Source organism: Microvirga calopogonii, from assembly GCF_003347665.1.
Lineage (GTDB): Bacteria > Pseudomonadota > Alphaproteobacteria > Rhizobiales > Beijerinckiaceae > Microvirga > Microvirga calopogonii.
Window position 1 is genome coordinate 304,697 of sequence record NZ_QDGA01000002.1, and the last position, 15,429, is coordinate 320,125.

Sequence of the window (15,429 nt, forward strand, 5' to 3'; positions counted from 1 at the left end):
GGCAAGAATCATCATGGAGGAAAACGATGCTGAGAAGAACTTTCCTTGCACTCGCCACCGGTGTGGCCGCCCTTGGTCTCGGACTCGGCGGCGTGTCGGCGCAGGAGTTGCCGAAACTAAAGCAGAAGGACAAGTACAAGGTCGGCTTCGCGCAGACCGAGTCGAACAACCCCTGGCGCATCGCCCAGACCGAGAGCATGAAGGCCGAGGCCGCGAAGCTCGGACACCAGCTCGTCTATACGGATGCTGCCGGCTCGGCGGCCAAGCAGGTCGCAGACGTCAACTCGATGATCGCCCAGGGCGTCGACCTGATCTTCCTGGCTCCGCGCGAGGAGAAGCCGCTCATTCCTGCCGTCATGGCAGCCAAGAAGGCGGGCATTCCGGTGATCCTGCTCGACCGCAACGTGGACCAGAGCCTCGCCAAGGCGGGTCGTGACTACGTCACCTTCATCGGCTCCGACTTCGTTGACGAAGGCAAGCGCGCGGCCGAGGCCCTGACCAAAGCCGTGGACGGTAAGGCCACGATCATTCAGCTCGAGGGCACCACGGGTTCATCGCCGGCCAACGACCGTCGCAAGGGCTTCGAGGATTACATCAAGTCCCATCCCGGCATGAAGATCGTGGCGTCCCAGTCCGGCGACTTCGCCCGCGACAAGGGCCGTCAGGTCGCCGAGACGCTGCTGCAGGCCCATCCCGACGCGACGGCCATCTATGCGCACAACGACGAGATGGCCATTGGTGCGATCGCGGCTCTCGAGGCCGCCGGCAAGAAGCCGGGCAAGGACGTGATCGTGGTTTCCGTCGACGGCACGCGCGACGCCCTGCAGGCCATCGTCGACGGCAAGATGCTGGCGACCGTCGAGTGCAATCCCAAGTTCGGTCCGAAGGCCTTCGAGACGCTGGCACGCTATGCCAAGGGCGAGCAGATCCAGCCCTGGGTGGTGAACACCGACCGCTTCTTCGACAAGTCGAACGCGGCCCAGCTCATCGGCGACGCATACTAAACGCCAAGGCGCTGCCTGCCGATGCGGGCAGCGCCTTTTCGCTTGGCTGAACAGATCATCGGAACATTCATGGCGCCGCTCCTCACCATGCACGGCATCGACAAGCGCTTCGCCGGCATTCCAGCCCTGCGCGCAGCCGAGCTCCTGGTCGAGAAGGGCGAGATACACGCGCTGATCGGCCAGAATGGCGCCGGCAAGTCGACCATGATCAAGATCCTGACCGGCTATTACAAGAAGGATGCCGGCGAAATCCTGTTCGACGGAAGCCCCGTCGAGTTCTCCTCCCCGCAGGAAGCACAGAAGGCCGGCATCAGCACGATCTACCAGGAAATCAATCTGGTGCCCTATCGGTCCGTGACCGAAAACATCTGCCTCGGTCGTGAGAAGCGCCGCTTCGGCCTTCTCGACTGGCCCGCCATACATGCGGAGGCGCGCGCCCTGCTTGCACGCTTCAACATCGACATCGACGTGCATCGCCCGATCATGGTCTATCCGACCGCCGTGCAGCAGATGGTCGCCATCGCCCGTGCAATCGGGTTCGAAGCCAAACTCGTCATCATGGACGAGCCCACATCGTCCCTCGACGAGCGCGAGGTCGAGGTCCTGTTCGGTGTCATCCGCCAGCTCAAGGCAGCCGGCGTCTCGGTGGTCTTCGTCAGCCACAAGCTCGACGAGCTCTACGCCGTCTGCGACCGCGTCACCATCATGCGTGACGGCCGCACCGTGCAGGTTGCTCCGATGGACCAGCTGTCACGCCTCGATCTCGTCACCTCCATGCTAGGGCGCGAACTCACCCAGGTCCTGCAGGAACCGCACGACGCGGACACATCCGAACTCGATAGTCGCGAGCCGGTTCTGGCGGTTCGGAACCTCGCCGTCGGACGCAAGGTCCGTGACGTCAGATTCGAGGTTCGCTCAGGTGAGATCGTCGGTCTCGCCGGACTGCTCGGTGCGGGCCGGACGGAATCGGTCCGGGCCGTCTACGGAGCCGACAGGCCGGATTCCGGTACGATCGCCTTCGCCGGAAGGGAGAACGCCATCGCCGCTCCCTCCGACGCTATCAAGGCCGGCATGGGCTTCTGCTCGGAAGACCGCAAGCTCGAAGGCATCATTCCCGACATGTCGGTGCGCGAGAACCTCACACTCGCGCTCATGCCGCAACTGGCGCGGCGCGGCATCGTGGACGAGACCCGCAGCCGTGAGATCGTCGACCGTTTCATCAAGCGGTTGGGCATCCGCTGTTCCGGCCCGGAGCAGCGGATCCGTGAACTCTCGGGCGGCAATCAGCAGAAGGTGCTGCTGGCGCGCTGGCTCTGCATGAATCCAAAACTTCTCATTCTCGACGAGCCGACCCGCGGCATCGATGTGGGCGCCAAGGCCGAGATCCTCAGCCTGATCCGGGAATTGGCCGGCCAGGGTCTCGGCGTTCTCATGATTTCCTCGGAACTCGAGGAGGTAGTGGAGGCGGCAAGCCGCATCTTCGTTCTCCGCGACGGCCACACGGCCGCGGAACTGAAGGGCGAGGCCGTGACCGAGCAGAGCGTCATGGCCGCCATGGCTCATGGGCATGAGATTGCCCAGGAGGCCGCCCATGGCTGAAACCGCCACAACCCTGCCGCCGGCGCAAAGGGCCTCCCGCGTCGATGTCAGAACCCTGCTGACGCGGCATGGGGCCTGGGTCGCCCTTGCGCTCCTGATCCTGGTCAACCTTGCCGTCACGCCCAATTTCGCCACCTGGCAGACGCTCAACGTCAACCTCACCCAGGTCTGCACCATCGTGATCGTCGGTGTCGGCATGACCCTCGTGATCGCCACCGGCGGAATCGATTTATCGGTTGGCGCCCTCATGGCGATTGCGGGAGCGCTGGCGCCACTGATCTTTCTCGGCAAGCTCTTTCCCCTGCCCCACCCGGCTGTCGGCATCGCACTTGCCTTTGTCCTGCCGGTTCTGGTGACGGGGGCGCTCGGCTGGTTCAACGGGTGGCTGGTGACGCGCCTGCGGATCCAGCCGATTATCGCGACCCTCGTGCTCTTCATTGCCGGGCGCGGCATTGCCCAGGTGTTCACCAACGGCAATCTTCAGGTCTTCAACCTGCCGAGTTTTCAGTTCATCGGCCTGGGACGCATCTTCGGCATCCCGTTTCAGGCCATCCTGATGATCTTTATCGTGGCGGTCGCGGCCTGGATGCTCCGGCGGACGGTCTTCGGCAGGCAGATCCTGGCCATCGGCGGCAACGAACGCGCGGCCCGGCTCGCCGGCATTCCCGTCACCTCCGTAAAGCAGCGGGTCTACCTGATCAGCGGACTCCTGTCCGGCATCGCCGGGCTGATCGTGATCGCCCGCAACTCCGCCGCCGACGCCAATCTCGTCGGTCTCGGCATGGAGCTCGATGCCATCGCGGCGGTGGCCGTGGGGGGGACATTGCTCACCGGCGGACGGGCCACGGTGATTGGCACCCTCGTCGGCGCCCTCATCATCCAGCTTGTCCGCTACACGCTTCTCGCCAACGGCGTTCCGGATGCGGCAGCCCTTGTGGCGAAAGCCGTCATCATCGTTCTGGCCGTCTGGCTGCAGCGTCAGAACCATCGCTGAGGTCGCCGGATGAACTCCTCCTCGCTCAAGCTGTTCCAGGGCATCGGCCGCTACGGGGTGCTCCTCGCGCTTCTGGCTCTCATCGTGTTCGGATGGGTTCGGTACGAAAACTTCCTCGGCGCCTTCAACGTGCTGTCGGTCCTGCGCTACAACAGCATGTTCGCGCTGGTCGCCCTCGGCATGTGCTTCGTCATCATTACGGGCGGCATCGACCTCTCGGTCGGTTCCACGGCGGCTCTCGGCAGCGTCGTCTCCGCCCTGCTCTCTCCGTATGGCGTCCTGCCCGGACTGCTCGGCGGACTGGCCGCAGGGCTTGCGGTCGGCGCCTGCAACGCCCTCATCATTACCCGACTCAACATTCTGCCCTTCATCGCGACGTTGGCGACGATGCTGGCGGCGAGCGGTTGCGCGCTGCTTCTCGCGGAAAACCAGTCCGTCTCGGTGTCCTACGAGTCAGGCTTCACCGAACTCGGCCAGGGCGACTTCCTAGGCTTTCCCATCCCGGCCTGGATCGCGCTGATGGCCTATCTCGTCGGCTCTCTCGTCCTCAACCTCACCTCCTTCGGGCGCACGGTTCTCGCCATCGGTGGCAACGAGGATGCGGCACGGCTCATGGGATTGCCTGCGAACCGGGTGAAGGCGCTCGTATATCTGGCAAGTGGCGGCCTCGCGGGCCTTGCGGGCGTCATCCTCGCGGCGCAGTTCGGCGCGGGCCAGCCCATCGAGGGCGTCGGCTGGGAGCTCTTCGCCATCGCGGCCGTGGTCGTGGGCGGCACGCTCCTGACCGGCGGCGTCGGCTCCGTCGGCTCGACTCTCGCCGGCGTGCTCCTTCTGGGGCTCATCTTCAACATTCTCAACTTCGAGAACGGCCTCGGCTGGATCAGCCTCTCCGCCTATTGGCAATCGGTGATCCGGGGCGCGTTCCTGCTGCTCGTCGTCGCCATTCAGGCGCGGCTGAGCATGCGCACCGAAGAGCCCGCGTGAGAATCGGTACTGTATTCGACACCTGAGCGAACGAAGGACGACCATGCCCCGGATCACCTCCATCGAACCCGGCTTCTACCGCATCCCGCTTCCGAGTGTTCTCACCGATTCCATGCATGGCGAGATGCGCGCCTTCGAACTCAACACCGTACGCATCCGCGATGCCGACGGAGCGGAGGGTGTCGGCTACACCTTCACGGTCGGTCGCAATGGAGCCGCCATCGACACGATCCTCGCCCGCGAGCTGCCCGAGATCATGGACGGCGAGGAGGCCGACGAGATCGAGCGCCTCTGGCACAAGGCCTGGTGGGCGCTTCACTACGGGGGTCGCGGCGGCCCGACGGTTTTGGCGCTTTCGGCCTTCGACATGGCTCTCTGGGACCTCAAGGCGAAGCGCGCCAACCTCCCGCTCTGGAAGGCCCTCGGCGGGTTCGATCCTCGCGTGCCCTGCTACGCGGGCGGCATCGATCTTTATCTGCCGCTCGACAAGCTCCTGCGCCAGACGGACGACAATCTCGGCAAGGGTTTCCGCGCCATCAAGATGAAGGTGGGCCGCGCCAATCTCTTCGAGGACGTGGAGCGCGTGCGGGCGATGCGCGGGCATCTGGGCGAAGGCTTCCCGCTGATGGCCGACGCCAACATGAAATGGAGCGTCGATGGCGCCATCCGGGCCGCGCGGGCGCTCCAACCCTTCGATCTGACTTGGCTTGAGGAGCCGACCATTCCCGACGATCCGACGGGTCACGCCCGCATCGTGCGTGAGGGCGGCCTGCCGATTGCGGCGGGCGAGAATCTTCGCACGCTCTGGGAGTTCAAGCTCTACGTAGCCGGCGGAGGCGTCACCTATCCGGAGCCTGACGTCACCAATTGCGGCGGCGTCACGCCGTTCATGAAAATCGCCCATCTGGCGGAGGCCTTCAACCTGCCGGTCACCAGCCATGGCGCGCATGACGTGACCGTGCATCTTCTCGCCGCCTGTCCGAACCGTTCCTACCTCGAAGCTCATGGTTTCGGGCTCGAACGCTACATCGCGGAGCCTCTGACAATCCAGGAAGGATTCGCCTTGGCGCCTGACCGGCCCGGCCATGGCATCGCCTTCGACTGGAAGGGGCTTGAGACGATCAAGGCGTGATGCGCGGCTCAAACGGACCTTGTGCCATCGCAAGCACCGGCCGACAGGCAAGCAGGTGAAACCATGACAGAGCGTTTTGACTACATCATCGTCGGCGGCGGCTCTTCGGGATCCGTGGCCGCCGCGCGGCTGGTGAACGAAGGAAGGCGCGTGCTGCTGCTGGAGGGCGGATACTCCCACCGGCATCCACTCCTGGACATGCCGCCGGGCATCTTCAAGATGATCAACGGCAGCAAGTACATGCGGTATCACCACACGGTCCCGCAGGAGCATCTGGACGGGCGCGTCCACGACATCCCGCAGGCTAACGTTCTCGGCGGCGGCTCCTCGGTCAATGCGCAGGTCTATATGCGTGGGCGGCCGTCCGACTACGACGAGTGGCACGACATTCTGCACGGGGAGAACGATTATCCCGGCTGGAGCTGGGCCGACGTTCTACCTCACTTTCGCACCATGGAAGGCAACAACAGGCTTTACAACGAGCTGCATGGCGCCGACGGGCCCCTTCTCGTCTCCGATCCAGGCCACATCAACGATATGTCCCGCTGGTTCGTCCAGGCCGTCCAGGCTTTGGGCGAGCCGTTCAATCCGGACTTCAACGGCCCGACGCAGCGCGGCGTTGGATTCTATCAGTTCATGAATCGGCGCGGCAGGCGCAGCAGCGCGGCCTATGCCTTCCTGGCGCCGCTCGCGGACAACCCGAACCTCGTCATCCGACTACAATCGCGGGTGCGCCGGATCGAGATCGAGAATGGCCGCGCCGTGGGCGTCACCTATCGCGATGCCACAGGTGCGGACCACAAAGTTTTTGCGGATGGTGAGATCATCCTTGCGTCCGGCGCGCTCGTCACGCCGCAGCTCCTGATGCTGTCCGGCATCGGCCCTGCCGGTCAGCTGCGGCAGCATGGGATTGCCTGCATCGCCGACCTGCCGGGCGTCGGCGAGAATCTGATCGATCACCCGGAGGCGCCGCTCATTGCCAAGGCGAACGGGCCCTATGGCTACTACAAGCAGGGTGTGGGTTGGCGAATGCTCCTCAACGGCATTCATTTCCGGCTCTTCGGATCAGGTCCGATCCTTTCGGCAGGCGTCGAGGCAGGCGCCTTCGTCAATCCGGCAGATCCGAATGCGGAACCCACGATCCAGGCCTTCTGCGTGCCGATCATCTATCTCGACCGCGACACGCTCGGCCTTGTGGACGACACTTATGGACTGACGATCACGACGGTGGTGGTGAAGCCGAAATCGCGCGGCTATGTCCGCCTGCGCTCCGCAAACCCGGACGACATGCCGCTCGTCTCGCCCGATCTGCTCAAACATCCCGACGACGCGCGGGCGATGATCGACGGTCAGCGCTTCTTCATTCGTGCCTTCCAGACAACGCCCTTGAAGGAGCGGATCGAGCGAATCTCGATTCCCGATCCAAACGACCTCAGCGACGAGGCCATCATGAAGCATTGCCGCCGCTTCGTGAAAACGAACTACCACCCCAGCGGCACCTGCCGGATGGGGACAGCCAGCGATCCGATGGCCGTCCTCGATTCCAGGCTTCGGGTGCGCGGCATCGAAAACCTGCGCGTCTGCGACCTCTCGGCCATGCCAAACATCAACGCGGGCAACACGAATGCCCCCGCCATGATGATGGGAAGCCGCTGCGCCGAACTCATCACGGGCCACGCCACGACCAGCACGTCCCAGTTCGGCCCGCGCTTGTCCGAACAGGGCGACATGAGCGTCGCCACTTTGAACTGAATGTCTTTCGAGCGTCCTCAAGCTCCGATAGCGTCCGGTCGGGTCCCCAAGAATCGAGCCTTACAACCAGAATCGGACGATGGGCAGCTTGGTCACGCCCCCGCGACCGATCGGCTTCAGGCTTGGCAGGCTCCAGCAGTAAGAGCGGCCCATTCGTCGCCCAGAGAGGATGGGGAGCAAGAGATTTGGCCGTGCCGCACCAGCACCGGTTTGTTAGACGCTCCAAGTTGCCTCCGTGCCTCATTTCCCACGTATCGACAGAGCATCATCGGAGCTGGGAGGAAGCAGCCATGTTTGGTGACTTGCCTACATCCGGCTGGCGGTACTGGGCCGTTTGGATTCTGGTTATCTTGATGGGGGTGCTCGGCCTGCTGTTCTACGAGACCTTACGGTACAAGTAGGTCGCCGCTTCCGGAGGCTAAGAGCGCCTGGCAAGGACTTACCAGGAGTACATCGAGAGGCGATCATCCGCCACGAGAGAAGGCAGCCATGCGCATTGGCCATTGAGCACGGCCAAGCTGGCCCACTTGGGTCGTACGGACCACGATTGGCGCGATAGGCTTGGTCGGACTGTTCCTCCTCGTGATCTTGCTGTTCTTGGCAGAGGACCATTTGCTCCATAGGGTTGTGACGACGAGGGTGAGACCTGCAAGGTCATTGCGGGTTGAGACGCGTCGTCAATTCCTCAGACGATGGACGAGATACTTGAGCAGGCTGCGGCGGCGATGGGCTGGGTGGTGGTGGAGGTATCCGGTTCCGCGATCCGCCCCTTTCGGTATAGGCCGGACTGCTTTTCAGAGGAGCCGGAGGCCCGGAGACCAAGCGTTGCAGAGTTTCCAAGCGAACTCGGGTATACTCGTGCGCAGAGGATGGCCCATCTTTGGGAGGTCTGCATGATGACGATGCCTGCGATCATGGCGGACGTGCTCGGAAGACATATTGCGAGCGACTTCCGCCGCCTGTTCGGTTCCGCGCACCAGGACAAGGCCGAGCGCCTCGACGGTGCCGCGCGCATGGCCCTGGAATGCCTCGGCAGGAGCGACGCCCTCTATCACAATGTCGAACACACCTTTCTCGTCACCCTCGTCGGGCGAGACATCCTCCATGGCCGGATGCTGACGGAGCGCCTGGAGCCGGATGACTACTCGCATCTGATCGTCGCCTGCCTGCTGCATGACATCGGATATGTCCGGGGCATTCTGAAGGGTGACGCGACTGATCGGTTCGTGGTCGACGCGAGCGGGACGACGGTGATCCTGCCGCGCGGAGCCTCCGATGCGGCGCTTGCCCCCTATCATGTCGACCGCTCCAAGCTCTTCGTTATGGATCGTCTGACCGGCTCGCCCCTGCTCGACGCGGAACGGGTGGCTCGGGCGATCGAACTCACGCGTTTTCCGACACAGGGAACCACCGCGAACGAGGAGGATCGGGAAGGACGGCTTGTGCAGGCCGCAGACCTGATCGGGCAGCTCGGCGATCCCCTCTACCTGAAGAAGGCCAATGCCCTGTTCCAGGAATTTGAGGAGATCGGAGCTAATCGCAAACTCGGCTACGCTTCGCCGGCGGACTTGGTCGAGCGCTTCCCTGATTTCTACTGGAGCAGCATCTCACCGCAGCTGGGGGATGCGATCTCCTACCTGAATGTAACAGCAGCAGGCCGGCAGTGGATTGCCAATCTGCATAGCCACGTGTTCTGCGCACAGCACGCCTTTGCTCTCATGGGGCCGCAGCGATGAGCTCGCGTTTCAGGCTAAGGATCAAACCAGCCCCCTGACCTGAAGGACGGTTCCGTTAGGCGATAGCTGTCTCAAAATGCCAAGCCATCGTCACGTTCGGTCAAGCGACAGTGGAGAAATTTCGTATGCTGGCTAGCAATCGGTAGCCGCAGCGAACCGGGGATGATGCACCCTTCATTCCCGTGCCTTCGAATTTGCGGACTTACGATTCTGCCATCCCAGGACGCGGTGCGTGACATGAAGCGTCAAGAGGTTCGAAAGAACGAGAGAGCCGACGTCGACGCGGCGGTTGCCCCTGATATCCGAGAGAGGATGAAGCGGAAGAAGTTCGAGAGCGAGCTGAGGAAGCTTCAGGTCGAACTCGTACGCCTACAAACCTGGGCCAAGGCAACGGGTGCCCGGATCATCGTGATCTTCGAAGGCCGTGACACCGCCGGCAAGGGCGGGGTGATCAGCCGGATCACCCAACGCGTGAGCCCGCGGGTGTTTCGGCACGTCGCCCTGCCGGCACCGACCGAGCGCGAGAAGAGCCAGCTATACATTCAGCGGTACGTGGCTCAATTCCCCGCCGCGGGCGAGATCGTGCTGTTCGACCGCTCCTGGTACAACCGGGCCGGGGTCGAGCGCGTGATGGGCTTCTGTACGGATGACGAGTACGAGCGCTTCATGCGTCTCGTGCCATCCTTCGAGAAGGAGATCGTCGATAACGGCATCATCCTGCTCAAGTACTTTCTCGACGTGAGCCGGGACGAGCAGCGACGGCGTTTCGCCGACCGGATCGAGGATCCGATGAAGCATTGGAAGCTCAGCCCGATGGACACCGAGTCGGTGCGCCGCTGGTGGGACTATACGCTGGCCTATCAGGACATGCTGCGCGCCACGGACACTCCGGCCAATCCCTGGTTCATCGTGCCATCGGACGACAAGCGCCGGGCACGGCTGAACCTGATCACCCATATGCTGAGCCAGATCCCTTACAAGAAGGTCAAGGTCGAACTGCCGAAGGTGCCGAAGGCTGAGCCGAGGCCCAAGGGGGCAGAGGACGGACTGCCGGCCTCGCACATCGTGCCAGCCCGGTACTGAAGGCCATGACGGCATAATCCGGAGCGCGGCCATGGCCGGCATGCAACCAGCGGATCCGCTTTCCCCCAGCCGGATGGGAGTTGCGACATCGCCGCATGCGGATGGGGGCCATGCGGCAAGCGGGCATGAGGCTTACAGCCCAGGCAATCAGGTTGAGGTGCCGACTGCTCGTGGAGGCAACCGCGGGATCCAATGGTCTCGCTGGACGCCTGGGCTCAGGACCTTCCTCCGGTACGAGGCGACATGGCTGGGCCATGATGTCGTGGCTGGTCTGGTGCTCGCAACCATGCTTGTCCCTGTCGGGATCGCCTATGCCGTGGCATCCGGCCTGCCGGGCATCTGCGGCCTCTACGCTACCATCATCCCGTTGCTGGTCTACGCCGTCTTCGGACCAAGCCGCATCCTCGTCCTCGGCCCGGACTCCGCCTTGGCGGCCGTCATCCTCGGCGTCGTGCTTCCGTTGTCCGGCGGGGATCCGCAGCGCGCCATCGCCCTGGGCGGCATGATGGCGCTTGTGTCGGGGATGGTCCTGGTCCTGGCCGGACTGGCTCGCCTGGGCTTCGTGACCGAACTCCTGTCCAAGCCGATCCGTTACGGCTACATGAACGGCATTGCCCTGACGGTCCTGATCAGCCAGCTTCCCAAGCTCTTCGGCTTCTCGGTCGAGAGCACGGGACCGTTGCGGGATCTGTGGGCGATTGGCGGGGCTGTTCTGGCAGGCAGGACCAACTGGGCGGCTCTTGCGGTCGGCTTGGGAACGCTGGCGACCATCCTGCTGTTGCGGGGAAGCCGGCGCGTGCCCGGCATCCTGATTGCCGTCATCGGCGCCACAATCGCTGTCGGTCTGTTCGACCTCGCGGAACGCCACGACGTCTCGATCCTCGGCTCGCTCCCCCAGGGCCTGCCTCGCTTCGCGATCCCTTTGATCGGGGTCGGCGACATCGTTCCCGTGCTGATCGGCGGGTGCGCCGTCGCCATGGTATCGTTCGCCGACACCAGTGTGCTCTCCCGTGCCTACGCCGCACGGACCCGCACCACGGTCGACCCCAACCAGGAGATGGTAGGGCTCGGAGCCGCCAATCTCGCTGCTGGGTTCTTCCAGGGCTTTCCGATCAGCAGCAGCAGCTCGCGGACGCCTGTGGCGGAGGCGGCGGGGGCCCGCACGCAACTGACCGGCATCGTCGGTGCCCTCGCCATCGCCCTGCTCTTGCTTGTCGCCCCCGACCTCCTGCGGAACCTGCCGACCTCCGCCCTGGCTGCGGTCGTCATTGCGTCGGCCATCGGGTTGTTTGAAGTGGCCGACCTCAGGCGGATCCATCGGATCCAGCGCTGGGAATTCTGGCTGTCGATCGCCTGTTTCGCCGGAGTGGCCGTGTTCGGCGCCATCCCGGGGATCGGCTTGGCCATCGTGATCGCAGTGATCGAGTTTCTGTGGGATGGCTGGCGTCCGTACTCCGCCGTCCTGGGGCGTCCGAATGGTGTTGAGGGATACCATGATGTCACGCGTTATCCGCAGGCTCACCGGATTTCCGGTCTTGTCCTGTTCCGTTGGGATGCGCCGCTGTTCTTCGCCAACGCGGAACTGTTCCGCGAGCGCGTTCTCGCTGCCGTGGCTGAATCGCCGACGCCGGTGCAGTGCGTTGTGGTCGCGGCCGCTCCCGTCACGAGCGTTGATGTGACAGCGGCCGATGCCCTGGCAGAGCTTGACGACGCCTTGCTGGTGCAAGGCATCGAGCTGCGGTTCGCTGAACTGAAGGATCCGGTCAAGGACAAGCTGCGGCGGTTCGGGCTGTTCGACCGGTTCGGCGAGACGCGGTTCTCTCCCACGCTCGACGCGGCCGTATCGCGGTACCAAGGCCCGACATGAAGGGCTCGAGCATTCCAGTCGCGATCGAGCGCGAGTTCCTGATCACGGCGGAAGGCAGGGCTGGCGATGGTCTCCTTCCGGCACGGTCCGATGCTTTAAGGACCAGCAGGCCTGAACCGAAGCGGCAGGCTCGACCGCCGCTCAGACGTGACGGCCGTTTATGCGCCAAGCAGTCGGCGTCTCGCCCGACCAGCGCCGGAAGGCACGCGTGAAGGCGCTTGCCTCCGAGTATCCGAGCGCCGCCGCGATCTCGCCGAGCGGCACCTCCGTGTCCACCAGCAGTTGCCGGGCGATCTCGAAACGGATCTCGTTGTTGATTGCCCTGTAGCCCATGCCGCTGCCTTTCAGGCGGCGGTTCAGGGTCCGGCGGTGCATCATCAGCTGCTCGGCGATGTCCTCGGCCGAGCAGCGCTGGCGCGTCATCCGCGTCCGCAGCAGCCGCCGGATGTCGTCTGAAAATGCGGAATCCGAGGCGCCCTTCATCTGTTGGATCCGCTCCTCCAGCATAGCCCGCAATATGGGGTCAGCACCGGCGACAGGACGATCCAGATCACGGGTCGGAAAAACGATGACGGCCGTCTCATGATTGAACCGGACGGGAGCCCGGAAGTGGCGCCGTAAGGGTTCCAGATCCTTTGGGGCCGCCCGTGGGAGGAGCACCTCGATCGGGTTCCAGTCAGACCCGCACAGGGTCCTCAGAGCATTGACTGTCACGGCGAGGAATCCGTCCGAGATCTGATCTGCGCTCTCGGTCTGGGGTTGATAGACCGAGAACGAGAACAGCGCCACGTCATCGCTGATCGTAAGTGATGGGACGGCGCCACGATCCTGAATGCTCAGGTAAGAGACGAGGGCCCGCATGGCATCACCGACCGTGTCCGAGTGCTGCATGAGGCGCCCCACCATACCAAGCGACAGGATCGTGGCGCGCTGGCCGACCAACAGCCCAAAATGCGGACAGTGGGTGCGAGCGACACTCAGGGCGAGCAGACGCCCCAACGCTGTGTGCGGAATCACGTTCGCGCCGTCCTCGAAGAGAAGAGGATCAAGGCCTGCTGCGCGGATAATCGGGTCCGGATCGCGACCGAATTCCCGCAGGATCGGCACGATTTCTTTGGCAACCCCCAAGTGGATATAGCCGGGTGGCAGCGTCCGCCTGGGAGTCGGCCCTGTTTGGGAAAGACGTGCGTTATGGCTCGCTGACGGAAGCACGATGTCCTTCATCGTCCTGTCCCTGCAGTTTTTTGCCGCCCCGCCGGAATACGAATTGTTATCTTTTAACTAAACAGGGTTCTTAGGATCGCGGATGAGACCTCGACCCTTATCAAATTAACATATGTGAATAACAGGTCTGTGACAATGCAGACGGTCTGACGGCAACGTGCCGCGTTTTCCCCTTTGTTCGGCTGGGATGTCTCGATCAGGTGACTGCAACCAGCGTTGTCGCTCGGGGATAATGTGGCGTCACTGGCAAAAACGCCCGGGAAGCTGGGGAACCCACCCCTCGAATGCCGCGGAGAATGGGAGGCTGAAGACCAGCTCCTCAGCGGCATTCGTGACTTCGATCGTGTAATCGCCCGGGTGCTGGCCGTGGGTCGCGAACGCGGCCCGGATATCGTGGGCCGCGCAGAAAGTTACACAGTAAGCGGTCTCCACGTCAGGGAAGTCGAGCCCGAGCTCGTCGCGGCTCAGCTCTTGGTGATGACCCCTCACATGAAAGAAGAAGCGAGGCATGATCCCTCACCTTCCAACAGTATGTCGGACAAGCCTTACTATGTCTTGTTCTCGAACCACCCGCTTGTCCGCTTAGGACAGTTGCTTGGCATTTCGGGCCCACATTCTCCCAGCCGCTGCGTCACGCAACGGCTATCGCTTCGGGCCTGTCTCAAAGTGTCAATATAGAGTCCCAAGCCATCAAGCATGTCTCGATCCATCCCGTAATCTGACGGCTGCAGGAACCAGCAGGAGACCAGGATGCGAAATGGGATGATCGGCGTCGTGACGGCCCTGTTCATGGTGGGCGCGCCCACAGCATATGCACAGCAAGCCATGTCCAGCCCGGCAGGTCCACACGAAAGCGGTCAGCTGAGTCAAGCCGATTTCAAGATGCTGACCGACATTCGGGTCGGAGTGATCAAGGCCGCGCTGCAGCTCACCCCGGAACAGGAGAAATTGTGGCCGGCCGTGGACGAAGCGATCCGCGCCAGGGCCGAGACTCGCTATCGCCGACTGGCTGCATTGAGAGAGCGCCTGAATCAGCCGCAGGACATCGATCCGGTCCAGCTCTTCCGCCAGCGTGCCGACGTTCTGGCGGACCGTGCAGCGGGCCTGAGAAAGCTGGCTGATGCCTGGGAACCGCTTTACCAGAGCCTCACGCCCGACCAGAAGACGCGGCTGCGCCTCGTGACGGTGCACGCAATTGAGGGATTTCGGACTGCAATGGAGAACCGCCGCATGGAGGCCGATGTCGAGGACGACACCGATTTTTGGGACCTCCCTCACTAGGCTGAACCAGAACAGCCTGCGCCTGATGGCGGGCGTAGGGACCACAAGGATGGAGAATGGTCATGCTGCCCATGAAACCTCTGCACTGTCACGGATTGGCCCTGGCCGCGTTCATCATCCTCTCCATGCTGGTTCCGGAGCCCGCAAACGCAGTCGTCTATTGCAAGACGGTTGGCGTGCCGAAAGGCTGCGTCGCGCGTCCGGTCGCGCCTGTGGCCCGCCGCGCGGCGGTGACGCCTGGCGTCGGTGCCGCGGGCGTCGGCATACGACCCGGCACCCCGATGAACCGCGGCGGTCCTGTCAATCGTGTCGGTCGGCGCTGACATGCACGTCGCGGGTGCGCCAGTGCGTATCCGCTGAAGCGGTTTTCGGCAAAGTTGGTCCGGTCCGCCATTCAAGAGTGCGGACCGCCGAAGAAGAGACGTGATTTGACTCAAATGGAAACAGCTCCAGCTGATCAAGGAGATCTCATGCGAACGATCATCGCCGCGCTTGCGGCAAGCGTCTTTCTGGCAGGCTGCGTCTCAAGCTCCGGTTCGAGCCCGACGCCGCCGAACTACGTCTCGTCCCAGGCCTACCAAGCTCCTGGATTCCGCAATGACTCCTTTGGCGGAGCCGCAATGCCGATGCGAGGCTTGCCTCGCTAGCGACTCGTCCTCTGCTCTGCATTGATCAATTCGAGCCGTCGCAAGTAACCGCTGACTGGTTGAGTCGGTTGGCCCGTCACTTCGGCCGGTCGACACTCCGTCCTCTGGCGGATGCCTGGACAAGCC

Annotated in this window: 14 protein-coding genes; 12 read left to right on the forward strand and 2 right to left on the reverse strand. The window is 63.3% G+C overall.

Going from position 1 to position 15,429, the window contains the following annotated elements:
- Positions 1-26: 26 nt before the first annotated feature.
- The 9 genes from DDF70_RS03985 (at position 27) to DDF70_RS04025 (ending at position 12,151) form a co-directional block, all read left to right on the forward strand.
- Positions 27-1,004, forward strand: a complete 978-nt coding sequence (locus tag DDF70_RS03985; RefSeq protein ID WP_114943556.1) for an ABC transporter substrate-binding protein — start codon at positions 27-29, stop codon at positions 1,002-1,004.
- Between the two features lie 69 nt (positions 1,005-1,073).
- Positions 1,074-2,603 (forward strand): sugar ABC transporter ATP-binding protein, encoded by a 1,530-nt coding sequence (locus DDF70_RS03990; RefSeq protein WP_114943645.1) that lies wholly within the window; start codon positions 1,074-1,076, stop codon positions 2,601-2,603.
- Positions 2,596-3,597 carry an ABC transporter permease gene (locus tag DDF70_RS03995; RefSeq protein ID WP_114943557.1) on the forward strand — a complete coding sequence of 334 codons (1,002 nt, stop codon included), beginning with the start codon at positions 2,596-2,598 and terminating at the stop codon, positions 3,595-3,597. The genes DDF70_RS03990 and DDF70_RS03995 overlap by 8 nt, the downstream gene beginning before the upstream one ends.
- A 9-nt stretch (positions 3,598-3,606) precedes the next feature.
- Positions 3,607-4,581: an ABC transporter permease gene (locus DDF70_RS04000; RefSeq protein WP_114943558.1), complete on the forward strand. Its 975-nt coding sequence runs from the start codon at positions 3,607-3,609 to the stop codon at positions 4,579-4,581.
- A 43-nt stretch (positions 4,582-4,624) separates the two neighbouring features.
- The gene (locus DDF70_RS04005; RefSeq protein WP_114943559.1) at positions 4,625-5,713 is read left to right on the forward strand and encodes a mandelate racemase/muconate lactonizing enzyme family protein; all 1,089 of its coding nucleotides are present in this window, start codon (positions 4,625-4,627) and stop codon (positions 5,711-5,713) included.
- 63 nt (positions 5,714-5,776) lie between these two features.
- Positions 5,777-7,465: a GMC family oxidoreductase gene (locus DDF70_RS04010; protein ID WP_114943560.1), complete on the forward strand. Its 1,689-nt coding sequence runs from the start codon at positions 5,777-5,779 to the stop codon at positions 7,463-7,465.
- Between the two features lie 893 nt (positions 7,466-8,358).
- Positions 8,359-9,201: an HD domain-containing protein gene (locus DDF70_RS04015; RefSeq protein ID WP_114943561.1), complete on the forward strand. Its 843-nt coding sequence runs from the start codon at positions 8,359-8,361 to the stop codon at positions 9,199-9,201.
- A gap of 312 nt (positions 9,202-9,513) precedes the next feature.
- On the forward strand, positions 9,514-10,284 hold the full coding sequence (ppk2, locus tag DDF70_RS04020; protein ID WP_114943646.1) for a polyphosphate kinase 2: 771 nt from the start codon (positions 9,514-9,516) through the stop codon (positions 10,282-10,284).
- Between the two features lie 31 nt (positions 10,285-10,315).
- Positions 10,316-12,151 (forward strand): SulP family inorganic anion transporter, encoded by a 1,836-nt coding sequence (locus DDF70_RS04025; protein ID WP_205772387.1) that lies wholly within the window; start codon positions 10,316-10,318, stop codon positions 12,149-12,151.
- 141 nt (positions 12,152-12,292) lie between these two features.
- On the opposite strand, the gene DDF70_RS04030 is transcribed toward DDF70_RS04025, so the two are convergent.
- Both DDF70_RS04030 and DDF70_RS04035 read right to left on the reverse strand, forming a co-directional pair.
- Positions 12,293-13,279 (reverse strand): AraC family transcriptional regulator, encoded by a 987-nt coding sequence (locus tag DDF70_RS04030; protein WP_245435360.1) that lies wholly within the window; start codon positions 13,277-13,279, stop codon positions 12,293-12,295.
- Between the two features lie 336 nt (positions 13,280-13,615).
- Complete coding sequence (locus tag DDF70_RS04035; protein WP_114943563.1) at positions 13,616-13,885, reverse strand: DUF6894 family protein; 270 nt, start codon at positions 13,883-13,885, stop codon at positions 13,616-13,618.
- Positions 13,886-14,137: 252 nt separating this feature from the next.
- On the opposite strand from DDF70_RS04035, the gene DDF70_RS04040 reads away from it, so the two are divergent.
- The 3 genes from DDF70_RS04040 (at position 14,138) to DDF70_RS36385 (ending at position 15,303) form a co-directional block, all read left to right on the forward strand.
- The gene (locus DDF70_RS04040; protein ID WP_245435361.1) at positions 14,138-14,656 is read left to right on the forward strand and encodes a Spy/CpxP family protein refolding chaperone; all 519 of its coding nucleotides are present in this window, start codon (positions 14,138-14,140) and stop codon (positions 14,654-14,656) included.
- Positions 14,657-14,718: 62 nt separating this feature from the next.
- Positions 14,719-14,979 carry a hypothetical protein gene (locus DDF70_RS04045; RefSeq protein WP_425374049.1) on the forward strand — a complete coding sequence of 87 codons (261 nt, stop codon included), beginning with the start codon at positions 14,719-14,721 and terminating at the stop codon, positions 14,977-14,979.
- A gap of 147 nt (positions 14,980-15,126) precedes the next feature.
- Positions 15,127-15,303, forward strand: coding sequence for a hypothetical protein (locus DDF70_RS36385; RefSeq protein WP_162820208.1), 177 nt, complete (start codon positions 15,127-15,129; stop codon positions 15,301-15,303).
- The last annotated feature ends 126 nt before the right edge of the window (positions 15,304-15,429 follow it).

Bases quoted from the DNA above. Each gene is read 5' to 3' on its own strand.
- DDF70_RS03985 (WP_114943556.1), top strand. From the start codon at position 27: ATGCTGAGAAGAACTTTCCTTGCACTCGCCACCGGTGTGGCCGCCCTT.
- DDF70_RS03990 (WP_114943645.1), top strand. From the start codon at position 1,074: ATGGCGCCGCTCCTCACCATGCACGGCATCGACAAGCGCTTCGCCGGC.
- DDF70_RS03995 (WP_114943557.1), top strand. From the start codon at position 2,596: ATGGCTGAAACCGCCACAACCCTGCCGCCGGCGCAAAGGGCCTCCCGC.
- DDF70_RS04000 (WP_114943558.1), top strand. From the start codon at position 3,607: ATGAACTCCTCCTCGCTCAAGCTGTTCCAGGGCATCGGCCGCTACGGG.
- DDF70_RS04005 (WP_114943559.1), top strand. From the start codon at position 4,625: ATGCCCCGGATCACCTCCATCGAACCCGGCTTCTACCGCATCCCGCTT.
- DDF70_RS04010 (WP_114943560.1), top strand. From the start codon at position 5,777: ATGACAGAGCGTTTTGACTACATCATCGTCGGCGGCGGCTCTTCGGGA.
- DDF70_RS04015 (WP_114943561.1), top strand. From the start codon at position 8,359: ATGATGACGATGCCTGCGATCATGGCGGACGTGCTCGGAAGACATATT.
- ppk2 (WP_114943646.1), top strand. From the start codon at position 9,514: ATGAAGCGGAAGAAGTTCGAGAGCGAGCTGAGGAAGCTTCAGGTCGAA.
- DDF70_RS04025 (WP_205772387.1), top strand. From the start codon at position 10,316: ATGGCCGGCATGCAACCAGCGGATCCGCTTTCCCCCAGCCGGATGGGA.
- DDF70_RS04035 (WP_114943563.1), bottom strand. From the start codon at position 13,885: ATGCCTCGCTTCTTCTTTCATGTGAGGGGTCATCACCAAGAGCTGAGC.
- DDF70_RS04040 (WP_245435361.1), top strand. From the start codon at position 14,138: ATGATCGGCGTCGTGACGGCCCTGTTCATGGTGGGCGCGCCCACAGCA.
- DDF70_RS04045 (WP_425374049.1), top strand. From the start codon at position 14,719: ATGCTGCCCATGAAACCTCTGCACTGTCACGGATTGGCCCTGGCCGCG.
- DDF70_RS36385 (WP_162820208.1), top strand. From the start codon at position 15,127: ATGCGAACGATCATCGCCGCGCTTGCGGCAAGCGTCTTTCTGGCAGGC.